The 13,295-nt window shown below is 69.5% G+C and carries 15 protein-coding genes, 1 tRNA gene and 2 pseudogenes; 8 read left to right on the top strand and 10 right to left on the bottom strand.

Translation table 11 applies throughout. From position 1 onward, the window contains the following. The first annotated feature begins 255 nt into the window (after positions 1-255). Entirely contained in the window at positions 256-855 is a 600-nt protein-coding gene (locus Q1V71_RS10830) for a hypothetical protein (protein WP_300643709.1), read from the top strand. 10 nt (positions 856-865) lie between these two features. Beyond that, complete coding sequence (locus Q1V71_RS10825; RefSeq protein ID WP_300643707.1) at positions 866-1,558, top strand: hypothetical protein; 693 nt, start codon at positions 866-868, stop codon at positions 1,556-1,558. 95 nt (positions 1,559-1,653) lie between these two features. On the opposite strand, the gene Q1V71_RS10820 is transcribed toward Q1V71_RS10825, so the two are convergent. The 3 genes from Q1V71_RS10820 to Q1V71_RS10810 form a co-directional block, all read right to left on the bottom strand. Then, complete coding sequence (locus Q1V71_RS10820) at positions 1,654-3,054, bottom strand: hypothetical protein (RefSeq protein ID WP_300643705.1); 1,401 nt, start codon at positions 3,052-3,054, stop codon at positions 1,654-1,656. Positions 3,055-3,171: 117 nt separating this feature from the next. Next, complete coding sequence (locus Q1V71_RS10815; RefSeq protein WP_300643703.1) at positions 3,172-3,504, bottom strand: helix-turn-helix transcriptional regulator; 333 nt, start codon at positions 3,502-3,504, stop codon at positions 3,172-3,174. Continuing rightward, the gene (locus Q1V71_RS10810) at positions 3,501-4,607 is read right to left on the bottom strand and encodes a site-specific integrase (protein ID WP_300643701.1); all 1,107 of its coding nucleotides are present in this window, start codon (positions 4,605-4,607) and stop codon (positions 3,501-3,503) included. Before Q1V71_RS10810 ends, Q1V71_RS10815 begins: the two co-directional genes overlap by 4 nt. 358 nt (positions 4,608-4,965) lie before the next feature. Here Q1V71_RS10810 and Q1V71_RS10805 point away from each other — a divergent pair, with 358 nt between their 5' ends. From Q1V71_RS10805 to Q1V71_RS10785, 5 genes are all read left to right on the top strand, one after another. Next, entirely contained in the window at positions 4,966-5,367 is a 402-nt protein-coding gene (locus Q1V71_RS10805) for a hypothetical protein (RefSeq protein ID WP_300643699.1), read from the top strand. A gap of 8 nt (positions 5,368-5,375) precedes the next feature. Then, positions 5,376-6,086, top strand: coding sequence for an RES domain-containing protein (locus Q1V71_RS10800; RefSeq protein ID WP_300643697.1), 711 nt, complete (start codon positions 5,376-5,378; stop codon positions 6,084-6,086). A 59-nt stretch (positions 6,087-6,145) separates the two neighbouring features. Further along, positions 6,146-6,400 (top strand): hypothetical protein, encoded by a 255-nt coding sequence (locus tag Q1V71_RS10795; protein ID WP_257754579.1) that lies wholly within the window; start codon positions 6,146-6,148, stop codon positions 6,398-6,400. Between the two features lie 126 nt (positions 6,401-6,526). Then, positions 6,527-6,706 carry a nitrite reductase (NAD(P)H) small subunit gene (locus Q1V71_RS10790; protein ID WP_300643695.1) on the top strand — a complete coding sequence of 60 codons (180 nt, stop codon included), beginning with the start codon at positions 6,527-6,529 and terminating at the stop codon, positions 6,704-6,706. Positions 6,707-6,719: 13 nt separating this feature from the next. Next, the gene (locus Q1V71_RS10785) at positions 6,720-7,838 is read left to right on the top strand and encodes a uroporphyrinogen-III synthase (RefSeq protein WP_300643693.1); all 1,119 of its coding nucleotides are present in this window, start codon (positions 6,720-6,722) and stop codon (positions 7,836-7,838) included. 16 nt (positions 7,839-7,854) lie between these two features. Here Q1V71_RS10785 and Q1V71_RS10780 read toward each other — a convergent pair whose 3' ends face one another. The 4 genes and pseudogenes from Q1V71_RS10780 to Q1V71_RS20055 form a co-directional block, all read right to left on the bottom strand. Beyond that, positions 7,855-8,067, bottom strand: a complete 213-nt coding sequence (locus Q1V71_RS10780; protein ID WP_300643691.1) for a hypothetical protein — start codon at positions 8,065-8,067, stop codon at positions 7,855-7,857. 71 nt (positions 8,068-8,138) lie between these two features. Beyond that, positions 8,139-8,462: pseudogene (locus Q1V71_RS10775) on the bottom strand (histidine phosphatase family protein); the annotation flags it as partial. Between the two features lie 129 nt (positions 8,463-8,591). After that, complete coding sequence (locus Q1V71_RS10770) at positions 8,592-8,843, bottom strand: hypothetical protein (RefSeq protein ID WP_300643714.1); 252 nt, start codon at positions 8,841-8,843, stop codon at positions 8,592-8,594. Between the two features lie 58 nt (positions 8,844-8,901). Beyond that, positions 8,902-9,015, bottom strand: a pseudogene (locus Q1V71_RS20055) (Zn-binding domain-containing protein); the annotation flags it as partial. An 88-nt stretch (positions 9,016-9,103) separates the two neighbouring features. Here Q1V71_RS20055 and Q1V71_RS10765 point away from each other — a divergent pair. Beyond that, a tRNA-Sec gene (locus tag Q1V71_RS10765) sits at positions 9,104-9,198 on the top strand. A 277-nt stretch (positions 9,199-9,475) separates the two neighbouring features. Here Q1V71_RS10765 and Q1V71_RS10760 read toward each other — a convergent pair. Genes Q1V71_RS10760 through Q1V71_RS10750 form a run of 3 tightly spaced genes read right to left on the bottom strand, consistent with a single transcriptional unit; the run spans position 9,476 to position 13,223 of the window. Next, a complete protein-coding gene (locus Q1V71_RS10760; RefSeq protein WP_300643689.1) occupies positions 9,476-10,375 on the bottom strand; it encodes a dioxygenase in 900 nt (299 codons plus the stop codon). Continuing rightward, on the bottom strand, positions 10,372-11,427 hold the full coding sequence (locus tag Q1V71_RS10755; protein ID WP_300643687.1) for a maleylacetate reductase: 1,056 nt from the start codon (positions 11,425-11,427) through the stop codon (positions 10,372-10,374). Before Q1V71_RS10755 ends, Q1V71_RS10760 begins: the two co-directional genes overlap by 4 nt. Beyond that, positions 11,427-13,223 carry an FAD-dependent monooxygenase gene (locus tag Q1V71_RS10750; protein ID WP_300643685.1) on the bottom strand — a complete coding sequence of 599 codons (1,797 nt, stop codon included), beginning with the start codon at positions 13,221-13,223 and terminating at the stop codon, positions 11,427-11,429. The genes Q1V71_RS10755 and Q1V71_RS10750 overlap by 1 nt, the downstream gene beginning before the upstream one ends. Positions 13,224-13,295: the final 72 nt, after the last annotated feature.

Raw genomic sequence — 13,295 nt, 5'->3', positions numbered from 1 at the left:
TACTGGGCACAGCGGTCATCAAGGTGTCCTTCTTCGAGTCGGTTGTGAGAGATCACTCGAAGGATCCACCTGGTGGCCGCGCCTACGTTGCAGGCACGCGCTCACTCAGGTCCGTCGTACACCACTCTGCTGGACTCCACTCTCTCGGAAGGAAGCGCCGTGTCCGTTGCTCACCTGGTCCAGCAGAGGTTGGCTCGTCGACGCGCACGTCGAGGTAGGAGGGCCTCCGCCTTCGCCGTGCTTGTTGCGTCACTGGTGCTCCTCGTCCCGTCCGCGGGCCAGGCATGCGATCTCGGAATCCGGACCGACGGCGCCAATGTCACGTGGTGTATCTCGGCATCGATGGACGGCTCCGGGATGATCGAGCCCGCCCGCTGGGCGATTCAGAACCTCGCCAACAACACCGCGATGACCACGACCAACGTGAGCGACTGTGCCGAGAACACAGACGTCCGGTTCGTCAACGGCGAACTCGGCGACGGAACCTGGGGAAGCGCTCGCTGCATCAACTTCAGGAACGAGACCTCGAACCCGCAGATCTGCGACAAGTTCAACGTCATCCAGGACCGCAGCAGCCAGGTCACCACGAACAACGATGCCGGCGACCCTTACTCCAATGGAGTACCCGCCAACGGCGAGCTCGAACTCAACTTCGAGAAGACCTGGTGTCATGAGCTCGGCCACGTCACGGGTCTCGAGCACCACCCAGTCGACTTCGAGAACCGTGCGGGCTACTACAACGCCAGCACCCCCGACCGGGTGCGCGACTGCCTCGTTCGTGGACACATCGAGACCGCGGACAACTGGCGGCGCTACAACGCTCACCACACCGCCGACATCGCCGCGCGTTACTGAAGGGCTGCAGATGACCACCCGAGCTCGATTCCTCGCCCCGGCCGCCGCCGTCGCTGTCGCGCTGGCACTCCTTGCCGGCTGCGGACAAGCCACCTCTCAATCGACGACCGGACCCACAAACGAGTCTGCGACCAACACCGGACCGGCGAGTGCGGCTCCGCCCTCCGCAAACGTCGAAGAGCTGCTGGCCTCCAGCCCGCGTCTCGACGCCGTTGCCAAGGAGGCGCTCGATACTCCGTCGTTCGACGCAGCCGACCCTCAGTTCCCGATCCTCGGGTACGAGCAGTTCGACGTCGCCGTGGTCGGAACGCTGACCGAGGTGGACGCCGGCCCCACTCAGCCGGTCTTCGCCGGGGACCCCGACCCATTGGGCACGATCGTCCTGGAGGTAACGCCGACCTTGGTGCTCCACGGCGACGCCGAAGTTGGCCAACCCATCTTTGTCCGCCTGGCCATCGACGACCTCGAAGGTCTCACGTCGGCGCTTCCGGCCGGGACGCTGACCTTCGTCGCGGCTTCTAACGTCGATCCAACGTTCGACGAACAACTCATCGACCCCTTCGCCGGCGTGCCGCAAGGTGAACAACGCTACGTCGCGGGCGCGCCGTACGCAGCCTTCGCTGACGGACCCCTCAACACCTGGTTCCCCCTCTTGGAGCGCACCTTTAGGCGCCCATTAACCGGGTTGCTCACACCTCGATGAAGTAGGCAGACCACTACCGGCGATGGTGATTCGGGGCTGCTACACATTCACCGGGAAAGGTCCGGGCCTGACGAACAAGCCTGCGCGTGCAGCGATCAGGACTTAACAGTGCGTCCGGCATAGCGGGCCCACGGCTCGGCGGCCTTGTCGGCGTGGAGGAACGCGACCTGGGTGCTGTAGCCGAGGGCCTCGGCGACGAGGGAGGGCGGGCATTCGAGGACGAGCTCACCGATGGCGCGGTTGCGGGCGCCGAGGAGGTTGACGCCGAGGTCGCGGAGCCGGTCCATGACCGTGTTGGGGTGGAGATGACGGCCGGCGAGGGTGCTGGGGAAGAGCCAGGGGTTGTCTGGGCCGGCGCCGGTGCGGAGGTTTGGCCGCGCGGAGAGGTGCTCGCTCAGTAGGGACGCGAACGGTATGGGGACGTCGGTGGGGACCGAGCCGAGGGTGATGCTCATGCCGGTGTCACCGTCGTCGATGACGTTGGTCGGGAGAGTGACGACCTTGACCAGCGGCTGAGCGTAGAGCAGGAGGAGCATCCCCGCGACGCGGTAGGGAAGTGACTCGTTGGTTCCGGTGAGGAGCTCGTGGATCCAGGCGAGCCGCTGGTCCTGGCTCAGCGACGGACTGGTCTTGGCTGATCGGTGCTGGACCGTCACCGTAGTGTTAAGGCGCGACTTCTTCGCGATGACGAAGAACGTTCTGATCGCGCCGCGTGTGGTGGGTCCGGTGGCCAGCCACTCGTCGATGTCTTGCTGTGTGCAGGTGGCGGCGGTGCGTTGGCAGGTCTCGTGGAGCCAGACGAGGAACTTGACCGTCTCGGTGATCTCCTGCTTGGCCGAGTGGATCGGGCCGCGTGTGGTCGAGCCGGCGTCGGCCTTGGCCCGGATCCGTCGGAGGTGGTGCCAGGTGGCGAAGTGCTCGACGGGTTGGCGCACCTCGTCGGGGAGCCCGTCGAGTTTGGCGTCGATCCATTGCTCGAAGCGGGGAAGGTAGGGGTCGCGATGGGGGAGGAGACCGTGGTGCTGCATGAGCGCCCGGAGGTGCTCGGCGGGTCTGCCGGACGCGGTGTCGAGGCCCTCGTGCGACACCGAGATCGTGCCGTCCCCGAGGCCGCGAAGCAGCTGCTGAACCTTGACTGAGCGCTTCCACGCAAGGATCGACTCGGGCCGGTCGGCGGCGCAGAGTGCATCGACCAGGCCGAGGAGGACGGGGTCGGTTGGGACGCCGCCGAGCAGGCCGTGGAGGTCGTCGCGGAGGGCGCAGCGGACGCAGACACGACCGCGCTGATGGGCGGCTTCGTTGCCGCAGCGTTCGCAGTGGAAGTCGTAGGGGATCTGCGCGCAGGTGGAGCAGGTGGCCAGGCCCGCATCGTTGGCCGGGCCAGGCAGCAGGCGGTGTTGCAGACAGTCGGGGCAGGTGCCGTATGTCCGGGTCGCTTCGTAGAAGCAGATGAAGCAGAGCCGTCCTTCTGGCCACGTCGCTGCGACACGGGGCATGCCGCGGTCGCACCGGGCGCACGGGCCGTTCTTGGCCGCGGTCGCACGGGGCCGGCCCTGCTTGGTGTTGCGAGGGGAGAGGCCAGCCGGCTTCGGATCCACAAGAACACCTGGCCGCTACTCGTCGAGGATGTTCGCGCGGCGCGGCCGAACCGTGCGGTCGAGCGCGACGACATTCGGCGGGGTGGCGGTGCCGGTCTTGCGGACTCTTGCGTCGGCCGCGGTGGTGGTGACGAGATCGGCGGGCGTGCAGTCGAAGATGTCGCACAGCGCCGCGATCACTTGGAGCGACACACGCTCAGGGCGCTGGTTGACGAGGCGGTAGACCTGGGGTCGCGACAGGGTGATGTCGCGTTCGGCCAGCAGAGGAATGAGATCGGTGGTGTTGTGCAGGCCGCGGGCCGCCATCAGCTCGGCCAGCCGCCAGGTGTAGTCGACCTTGCGCTTCATGATGTGCCGTCCTCGGTCCGTCGTTGCAGGGCTTCGTTCACCGTGCGGTCCAGCGCGCTCCTGAGAGTGGAGCGGCGGAACTCGTCGGTCACGAACTGGTAGATCCCGGTGGTCGAGGCGTGCTCGTGGCCCATCTGGTCCTGCACGAACCGGGGGTCCCAGCCGGCTTCGAGGAGGTGGGTGGCGTAGGAGCGACGGAAAGAGTGGAGGTCAAGGCCGTCGGAGAAGCCCAGTTCCTCGCAGTAGCGGCGGACCCGCCGGATCAGGGTCGACTCGACGACCAGGCCACCGCGTTCGCTGGGGAACAGGTCGAGGGTGCCGGGGTCGCCGCGGCCGTTGGCGAGCCAGTCCTCGAGGATGGCGGGGGTCCACCGCCAGACGGTCAGAACACTGCGTGGCTTCGGTGGGGACCCTCGTCGTGCTTTGCCGTAGCGGACCTTGCAGACGCCGAAGGCACCGAACTCCCGGGCGTGCGGGTTGCGGGCGAAGTCGACGGTCTGGAGGTGACGCAGCTCGTTGAACCGGAGTCCGTAGGCGTAGGCGATCTTCATCATGACCGCGTCGCGGTAGGCGGCCTGCCAGCCCTTGCGAGTGGAGTTGCCGATGCGCTCGACCTCGTCGTCGGCGTGATCGAAGAGCGCGTTGATCTCCTCGCGGGTGTATGGGCGCTTCGTCGGTCGGCCGTCGTACTCCTGGACGTGGGGAGCGGTGTTCCAGTCGAAGAAGACCTGAGACGGGTGGGTGCCGAAGTGCTGCTCGCAGATCCGGTCCCAGCCGTAGTCGGGGTTGCTGATGTAGCTGGTGAACGCACGAAGCGCGGAGTGGTAGCCGCGGAGCGTGGAGTGGGCGACGTGCTTGACGGTGCGCAGGTCGGCGGAGAACTCCTCGACCATCGCGGGCGTCCAGCGCCACGGGTCCTCGTTGACGTGGTCCAGGAACCGCTGCACGCAGCGCAGCCGCTGGTCGATCGTGGCGAACTGCAGGTTGCGTGACAGCTGCTGGTTGCGCCAGCCATCGAGCATCATCTGGAGCACCTGCTCATCGGGCCGCAGGACCGGCACCGACGGCACCAGCTGGACCCGACCAGAGCCGTCAATCTGCATCAAAACTCCCTGAGAACCCGGTTACGGTCACTGAATCAATGATGCATCCGATGAGACGATCAGTGCGTTCATGCAGGTCAGCGGCGTGTCGAAAACACCGCTGGGTGTGCCGATCTCGCCTTCCGCGGGTTGCCCACGGCTCCCATGGCTCGCGGCATAGTGCGGCGTTTCTGCAGGTCAGCAGGTGTTTAGCCCTACGCACAAGGGGAGTGCGGCGGACCCGCCGTAGATGATTCATCTGATGCAATCCGCAGACTAGAGGTTGACGTAATCTATGTTATCGGCGGTGTGATTTCGCCTGTGATTTTCCCCGCGATTCACTATTGGATTGCGCTGCACAGGGTGGCACACTGCAGGTATGAGCACTCAGTCGACCATCGCCCGCGGCGACCTTCGCGCCTACGAGGAGTCGGTGCGGCTGCCCACGCCGGAGCTCGTCGAGCGGCTGCGCGACCTGCTCGGAGCCAAGCTCGTGGCCTACCTGGGCTCGGTCCAGGAGACCCGCGCCGTACGCCAGTGGGCCGACGCCGGCGACGCACGGACCCCGTCGACCGAGGTGGTCAACCGGCTGCGGATGGCCTACCGGATCGCGGCTCTGCTGCGCGAGAAAGACTCGGCCGCGGTCGTCCAGACGTGGTTCCAGGGCATGAACCCGCGCCTCGACGACGTCGCGCCGGCGCGCCTGCTGCGTGAGGGCGACCTGGAGCAGGTCGGCCCCGAGGTCCTCGCGGCCGCGCGCACGTTCGCTGCGGCCGGGTGACTCCACTGGTGACCGAGGCACCTCAGCTGGTCGTCGTCGACGCGGCCGAGCAGGTCTGGCGCGTCGGCTTCAAGCCGGAGCCCTGGGCCTGGTCGGGTTGGGAGTGGGCCGGCGCCGATGGCAGGTTCCACGGCCGCTGGGATGACCGGCAGGGCAACTTCCGCACCATCTACGCCGGATCCACCCTCCTGGCCTGCCTGCTCGAGGTCCTCGCCGGCTTCCGGCCTGACCCGACCCTCGTGCTCGAGCTCGACGACATCGAGGAGGATGACGAGGACGCCGCGATGCACCCGACGGCCCGCGCCGGCGAGATCTCCTACTCATGGCTCGAGCCGCGGTCGGCAGCGAGCGCGACGCTGTCGGGTCGGTTCTGCGCGGTGACAGCCGCAGAGTCCATCGCGGCCCTGCGGCCGCAGTTCGTCGCCCTCGCGCACCTGCTCGCCCTGCACGACTTCGACGCGGCCGCGCTCAAGGACGGGCGACCGCGAGCGCTCACCCAGTCGGTGGCCACCTACCTGCACGCGACCACCGACCTCGACGGCGTCACGTTCGCCTCTCGGCACGGCGATGACCTCACGCTGTGGGCCGTGTTCGAGCGGGCCGAGGACGCCGCGATCAGCCGCACCCTCGACGCGATCGCGCACCACGCCCTCTCCCCCGAGCACGCCGACGTCCAGGAGGCCTTCCGGATCCTCGGCCTCAGCTGGTCGACCACCTGAGCCGCGCCGCAGACGCTGTTCCACCCCTGCGCAACGGGTCGCCATGCCACGATGCGAGCGTGGGAATCTTCAAGCGCAGCGAGGCCGTCCGGGCTAAGAAGATCGGCGCACACGCCCGGTATGTCGATGAGGACGTGCAGCGCGTCGACCTCAAGGTCACCAGCACCGACGGCGAGACGGCGACGATCGACCTCAGCCTCGACCAGACGCGCCAGCTCGTCATCGACCTGACCAACGCCTACGGGGCGTGCCGGCCGGCGCTGCTGGACCAGAAGCAGGTCGACCGGATTACGTCGTTCTTCGGGATGCGTTGATGACGCGCTACGAGTACGACGAGGAGGCCAGCGCCGCGTGGCGCATGGACGTCGTGCACGAGGTCGACGACTCCACCGCCCCCGTCTCGCGATGGGTGGACGCGATGCCCTTGTTCCCAGGCATCGGTGCTGGCGCGCGGCATCATCGGAACCAGGGGTGGTACGCCGTTCGTCGCGTCGCCGATGCACAAGCAGGCCTTCGACCTGCGCACCGGGCAGTGCCTCGACGACGCGGCCGTCCGGGTCCCGACGTACGAGGTCCGCGTCGACGACGGCGTGGTCCTCGTCGGTCCCTCGCAGGAGTAGCCCAGGAGCGACGATGACCGAATCCCTTCCGCTGAGCGGCTTCCGCATCGGCGTGACCGCTGCGCGGAAGGTCGACGAGCAGGTCGCGCTGCTCGAGCGGCGCGGCGCGACCGTCGAGTGGGCACCCGCGCTGTCGCTGGACCCGAACCACGTCGACGACGACCAGCTCCGCGCCGCCACCGAGGAGGTGCTCGCGAAGCCGGTGGACATGTTCCTGGCCACGACCGGGATCGGGATGCGGACCTGGCTCGACGCCGCCGAGAGGTGGGGACTGCTGCCGGCGCTCCTGGAGAGGCTGGGGAGCGCCGAGATCCTCGCGCGCGGGCCCAAGAGCGTGGGGGCGCTCCGGCGCCGCGGGCTGCGCGAGCTGTGGGCGCCGGAGTCGGAGTGCTTCGAGGACGTGCTCGAGCACCTGCGCGGCCGCTCGCTCGAGGGGTTGCGGATCCTGGTCCAGGGGCACGGCCAGTCGCTGTCGATGGCCGCCCACGCGCTGCGGCGCCGCGGTGCGGACGTCACGACCGTGACGGTCTACCGGGTCGAGCCCGCCAAGGACCTCGAGCCGATGTTCAAGCTCGTCGACCTGGTCGCAGACCGGTCGCTGGACGCGGTGACGTTCACCTCCGCCCCGGCCGTCGCCGCGCTGATGGAGGCCGCCGGGTCGACCGGCCGCCGCGAGGACTTGGTCGGTGCGTTCCAGGCCGACGTCGTCGCCGCGTGCGTGGGCCCGGTGACTGCGGCGGCGTTCGAGCTGTGGGGGGTGCCGACCATCTATCCCGACCGGTCCCGGCTCGCGGCGATGGTCAAGCAGCTCGAGACCGAGCTGCCGTCGCGGCGCTCGGGCCTCGCCATCGAGCTCGCCGACGGCCAGCAGCTGCTCCTGCACGGCGACGACGTGCTGCTCGACGGCAGCGTGGTCAAGCTCTCCCCGGCTCCCGCGGCGGTGCTCAACGCGCTCGTCGCCAACCCCGGAAACGTGGTCTCCCGCCCGGCCCTGCTGGCGATGCTGCCCTCCGGTACGGCGGGCTCCGAGCACGCCGTCGAGATGGCCGTCGCCCGGCTTCGCGCCGCCCTCGGCACCCGCGCGGTCCAGACGGTCGTCAAGCGGGGCTACCGGCTGGCCGTCGCTCCCTGACCGGCTCGGCCGCGGCTCAGACCGGGTCCGGCTCGCCGGTCGGGTCGGCGGCGACCGGGTCGGCGAGGTGCGCCCCGCCGAGCGGGTCGCCGGACCAGCCGGAGACGGCCCAGCCGGAGCGAGGGGAGCCGTCGAGGACGACGGCTCCGGTGTTCTGCAGCCGCCGGTCGGTGGGGCCGCCGTGCCGGGACGCGAAGGTGCGGATCGCCGCGCCGTGGCTGAACGCCACGACGGTCCGTCGTCGGGCTGCCCGTCGGTGAGGGCACGGACGGCGGCGTCGTACCGGTCGAAGAACGTGTGCCTGTCCTCGGCACCTGGCATCCGCACGCCGAGGTCACCGCCGATCCAGGCGGCCACGGTCTCGGCGTACACGTCGATCGACGCGACCTCGGTGTGCATCTCCAGCGACCCGGCGGAGATCTCCTCGAGGCCCTCGCTGATCGCGACCTCGATCCCGCGGCTCGTGGCGAGGGGCGCGGCGGTGAGCTGGGTACGCACCAGAGCCGACGCGTGGATCGCCGCGATCGGCTGCGTGGTGAGCACGGCGGGCAGCGCGTCGGCCTGCCGGTGGCCGAGCGGCGTGAGCGGCGCGCCGGGCCGGGCGGTGTCGAGGTCCCCGGCCACGTTGGAGGGCGTCTCGCCATGGCGGATCAGGATCAGGCGCACGCTGCAAGGCTACGGATCGCCCGTCGAGACACCGAAACCGCACCTTGGGACCGCTCCCATGGAGCCATTTCGGGTGTCTCGACGAAATCAGCCCCGGTCCAGCTCAAGCGCTTCCGGCGTGTGCAGCCGCACCAGGAACCGACCGGCGTCGGCGGGCACCCGGTCGCGGGTGAGTCGTGAGCCCACGACCATCGTCCCGAGGGTCAGCGGCACGGTCCAGGCGGCCGGCTGCCCCATGAGGGTGTCGACCCAGCCCGAGGGCGTGGACTCGTTGACCGTCCACGCGATCGCGACGGTCGATCCGAGACCGCCGGCGACCAGGCCCGCGAGCGCACTCACCGCGGTCAGGCCGCGCCACCAGATGTCGAGCAGCAGCAGCGGGCAGAACGTGGCGGCGGCCGCCGGGGTGTCCGTCGCACACGAACACCGTCAGCTGGCCGGTGTCGGGATGGACCGCGGTCGAGACGCCCCCGATGTCCCAGCGGTCGCAGGTCGCGAAGAGCGGCAGCAGCAGCGGCCAGCCCAGGAACGCCTTCACGGCGCCACAGTAGCCACATCGCCAGGGTGCGTCTAAGGAGACGTGCCCTAGGGTCTGACACGGAGGCGTACCTCGTCTGGTGACGGGCGCGGTCCTCAAAACCGTAGTGGCCGAGCATCTCGGTCAGGCGGGTTCGATTCCCGTCCGCCTCCGCCAAAGCCGTTTTGAGGGTGTTTTAGCAGGTCACAAGGGGTAGCGACGCCGCGCTGGGGCGTGGTCACCCTGGGCCCGCTGTGCGGCTCTGTGCGGCTGTATGTCTGTCCGTACCGGAACAGGACCGGAACAGCCTCCGGGAGCTGGCCGGTCAACCCGGACGGGCACGGCGGCGGGGGGCGGCTCGCGAGTGGGGCGCGTGGTGCTCGAACCCGCGACCCAAGGATGGGGAGTCCTGAGGTGGCCGCCCCGCCGACCAGCGCCGCCTCGGCGCGAGGACTTAGATCTGTGCGGGAGCGAGCACGATGTCGAACCGCACTCGACTCCAGCTGGAGTCCAGCCGGCGCCCGTCCGGGGTGGGCGTGCCGGGCGACTGTTGCTCGAACCTCTTGATCAGGGACTGCTTGACACCGAAGACGGTGTCCTGCTCGCCGATCGGGTCGCCCTCGGGGAAGATGTGGGTCACAAGCGTGCGCGCGCCCTCATGGCTGACCATGAAGTGCAGGTGCGAGGCCCGCAGCGGTGAGCGGCCCACGGCGTCGAGCATCTGTCCGACCGGGCCGTCGTCGGGGATCGGGTACGGCGTCGGGGTCAGGCCCCAGAAACGGTAGGACCCGTCGGCGTCGCTGAAGAGGTGTCCCCTGGCCGAGCGCTTGGTGGCGTCGTACTGCACGTCGTACAACCCGTCCTCGTCGGCCTCCCACACCTCGATCCGGGCGCCGGCCAACGGGTTGCCATTGGTGTCGGTGACCGTGCCCTCGACCCAGCAGGGCTCTCCGGGCGCCCCGAAGGAGACGTCGCCGCCGAGCTCGACGTGTGGGGCGTCCTCGACGAAGAACGGACCGAAGACCGTCGCCTCGGTGGCGTCCTTGTACGCCACGTTGTTGACGTTGATGGTCTGCATCGACGCGCCCAGCACGTCGGAGAGCAGGATGAACTCCTGGCGTACGTCGTCGGTGATGTGCCCGGCGCGGGTGAGAAAGTCGATGGCCGCTCCCCACTCGGCGTCGGTCAGCCGAGTCTCGCGGATGAACGCGTGGACGTGCTCGACCAGCGCAACCATGAGCTGCTTGAGCCGCGGGCTCTCGCAGGCGTCGAACGAGCGAACCACCCGCTCGAGGAGCTCCTGCTCGCGCTGAGCCTGGTCCGGTGACACGGTGATGTCCGGCGTCGTGGTCATGAGGGGTCGGCTCCTTCCCACGCCGCGCGCAGCAGCGTGGTGACGTTCTCTTCATCGAGCGGGGTGGGGTTGTTGCTCGGCGCGGCTGCGAGCACCGGCCCGACGGCCTTGGCGATGCCGCTCTCGGGCATCCCGTGGTCGCGCAGGGCGCGGGGGGCGTCGAGAGCGGCACGCAGCGCGCGGAGTCCCTCGGTCGCGGTCGGCGAACCGAAGGCCGCGGCGATACGACCCGCCGCCTCGGGCGCGTTCGGTGCGTTCAGGGCCAGCACGTGGGGCAGGACCACGGCGTGCGTCTGGGCGTGCGGCAGGTTGAACATCCCGCCGAGCACGTGGCAGATCTTGTGGTGGAGACCAGAGCCGGCGCTCGCGAAGGCGACCGCGGCGAGATAGGCGCCGTAGAGCGTCTGCTCGCGACCCTCCAAGCCGGCGGGATCCGCGACGACCGCAGGCAACCCGCCCGCCAGGGCACGGATGCCCTCGCCGGCGAGCGCCTGGTCGATGGGGTCGACCCGCGGGCCCCACATGGCGTCGACGCAGTGCGCCAGCGCGTTGAGACCGCTCGCCACGGACATCTCCACCGGCAGGCCGAGCATCAGCGAGGCGTCGTACACGATGGAGCGTGGCAGTACCCGGGCATCGACGCCGGTGGTCTTCACCTCGCCTTCGGTGAGACCCCACACGTTCGTCGCCTCGGATCCGGCGTACGTCGTTGGGACCGCCACGATCGGGAGGCCGGTGGTCAGCGCCACCGCTTTCGCGAGCCCGGTCGTCGAGCCGCCACCGACGCACACGAGGACGTCGGCGCCGCTCGCCGAGGCCGCCACGCGCGCCCGCTCGGCCACCTCGGCGGGCACGTGCATGACGACCTCGTCGTGGCGCACCGCCACCGACAGCCCGGCGCCGACCTCGTCGGCCAGGGCCGCCTCCGCCTTGCCGGCGATCAGCATGGCGCGGCTGGCGCCCAGCACGGCGACCTCGGCCGCCGTCGCAGCGGCGGCATCGCCGGCGGCGAAGACCACCCGCTGCGGCAGCGTCTCGTGCACGAACCGCATCACGCTCGCCCCAGCACCTGCCGGACGGCCTCGCGCAGCGCCGCCTCCGGGTCGCCAGGCAGCGCCATCGCGCGCCATGCGATGTGCTTGTCCGGCCGCACGAGCAGCGCCCCCGACTCCTCGACCTCGCAGAGCTTGGCCCAGTCGAAGTAGAGGTCGGTGATCGGTCGGCCCGGGCCGATCACAACCGCCTCCAGCGGCAGCCCGAAGTCGGCGGCGACCTTCGCCGCCGCCTCCTCCCAGGCCTCGCCGGCGACGCCGGTGATCAACGTCCACCGCGTGTACGGCGCCAGGTCCATCGTGGCCACCTTGGTGACGTTGTCGCCGACCCACGCGTGCGGCAGGTGAGCGCCGGGGCTCGTCGAGGCCGCGTGGTAGAGGTCTGCGTCCTCCTTGCCGGCCGGCTGGACCGGCCGGGTGCCGTCGCTGAGGATCGCGCTCGACGCGTAGAACTGGCCGAGCTCGACTCCGTGGGCGTTGAACTCGTAGTTCTTGGTCTCCATCGCCCGCACCAGCGCGGCCCGCTTGGCGGCGCCCTCCGGGGTGTTGGCCTTGCGCTCCTCGAGCGCAGCAGCCATCGCGTCCCCGTCCAGCCCGGCGACACCGAGGGCGTCGAAGAGGTCGGCGAACTCGCGCGCCGAGGTGTTGGCCCGGGTCACGATCCGTTCGGCGACCGGTGCCCGCTCGGCGGTGTAGGAGTCGAGCAGCACCGGGTCGGCGTACCCCTGGAGGACGGCGGCGAGCTTCCAGGCCAGGTTGTAGGAGTCCTGGATCGACGTGTTGGAGCCCAAGCCGTTGCTCGGCGGGTGCCGGTGCACGGCGTCGCCGGCGCAGAACACGCGGCCGCGCTGCAGGTGGGTCGCGTACATCTCGTTGACGCCCCACAGGCTGTAGCCGGTGATCTCGGGCTCGAGATCGGGCATCCCGAGCAGGTCGCGGACGATCTTCGTGGCCGCCGCCTCATCGAGGGTCGGCGGCTCGTCGGCGATGTCGTAGCCCCAGACGATCAGCCACTCGTCCCACGGGCGGACCATCCGCACCAGCCCGGTCCCGATGCCGCCCACGTTCGAGCCCGGCTGGATCACCCAGTACAGCACCGACGGACGGTGGTTGACGTACGGCGAGATGTCGGCCTTGAACGTGATGTTCATCGAGCCGGCGATGTCCATGGCGCCCTCGAAGGGCAGGCCGATGTCGGAGGCGACCTTCGATCGAGCGCCGTCCGCGCCGATGACGTACTTCGCCCGGATCTTGTACTCCTGTCCGGTCAGCCGGTCGCGTACGTCGACGGTGACGCCGTCCTCGTCCTGGCTCAGCGCGACGTACTCGGTCGAGAACCGCGTCTGGGTGCCGCGCTCGGTAGCGTTGCGTACCAGGATCGGCTCGAGGTACGTCTGCGGGATGTCCACGGTCAAGCACGGCGAGGCGAGCTGGTAGTCGGCCTCGCGATCGGGGCGCGTGCCCCAGGTGTGGATCCGGCCGATCTCCTCGCCGGCGATGCTGGTGCAGAAGACGGTGTCGCCGACCAGCTCGTGCGGCGTCGCGTCCGCCAACACCTGGTCCTCGATCCGCATGTCCCGGAAGATCTCCATCGCGCGCTGGTTGGTGATGTGCGCCCGCGGCGTGTTCGCCGTCCAGCGGTACTTGGTGATCATGATGTTGGAGACGCCCAGCTCGCTGAGGAACAGCGCAGCGGCCGCGCCCGCAGGGCCCGACCCGATGACCAGGACGTCGGTCTCGACGACGGACCCGTCGGGGGTCTCGGTCTCGGCAAGACCGTCGTTGAACTCCGGCATGGAGCAGACCTTTCTCTATGGCGATGGCTCGAGAGTTGTGTGTCCCGCCTGGTCCCGCCGGCGCCGTGCGCG

Origin of the sequence: Nocardioides sp., from assembly GCF_030149505.1 — a bacterium.
Lineage (GTDB): Bacteria > Actinomycetota > Actinomycetes > Propionibacteriales > Nocardioidaceae > Nocardioides.
The sequence above is the reverse complement of the archived record's forward strand: the minus strand, read 5'-3'. Positions and strand labels throughout refer to the sequence as shown.

What these genes read in the sequence shown, in the direction of transcription:
- Q1V71_RS10815 (WP_300643703.1), bottom strand. Translation starts at nt 3,504, where the DNA reads ATGAAGCGCAAGGTCGACTACACCTGGCGGCTGGCCGAGCTGATGGCG.
- Q1V71_RS10810 (WP_300643701.1), bottom strand. Translation starts at nt 4,607, where the DNA reads ATGCAGATTGACGGCTCTGGTCGGGTCCAGCTGGTGCCGTCGGTGCCG.
- Q1V71_RS10760 (WP_300643689.1), bottom strand. Translation starts at nt 10,375, where the DNA reads ATGACCACGACGCCGGACATCACCGTGTCACCGGACCAGGCTCAGCGC.
- Q1V71_RS10750 (WP_300643685.1), bottom strand. Translation starts at nt 13,223, where the DNA reads ATGCCGGAGTTCAACGACGGTCTTGCCGAGACCGAGACCCCCGACGGG.
- Q1V71_RS10825 (WP_300643707.1), top strand. Translation starts at nt 866, where the DNA reads ATGACCACCCGAGCTCGATTCCTCGCCCCGGCCGCCGCCGTCGCTGTC.
- Q1V71_RS10785 (WP_300643693.1), top strand. Translation starts at nt 6,720, where the DNA reads ATGACCGAATCCCTTCCGCTGAGCGGCTTCCGCATCGGCGTGACCGCT.
- Q1V71_RS10820 (WP_300643705.1), bottom strand. Translation starts at nt 3,054, where the DNA reads ATGCCCCGTGTCGCAGCGACGTGGCCAGAAGGACGGCTCTGCTTCATC.
- Q1V71_RS10755 (WP_300643687.1), bottom strand. Translation starts at nt 11,427, where the DNA reads ATGCGGTTCGTGCACGAGACGCTGCCGCAGCGGGTGGTCTTCGCCGCC.
- Q1V71_RS10805 (WP_300643699.1), top strand. Translation starts at nt 4,966, where the DNA reads ATGAGCACTCAGTCGACCATCGCCCGCGGCGACCTTCGCGCCTACGAG.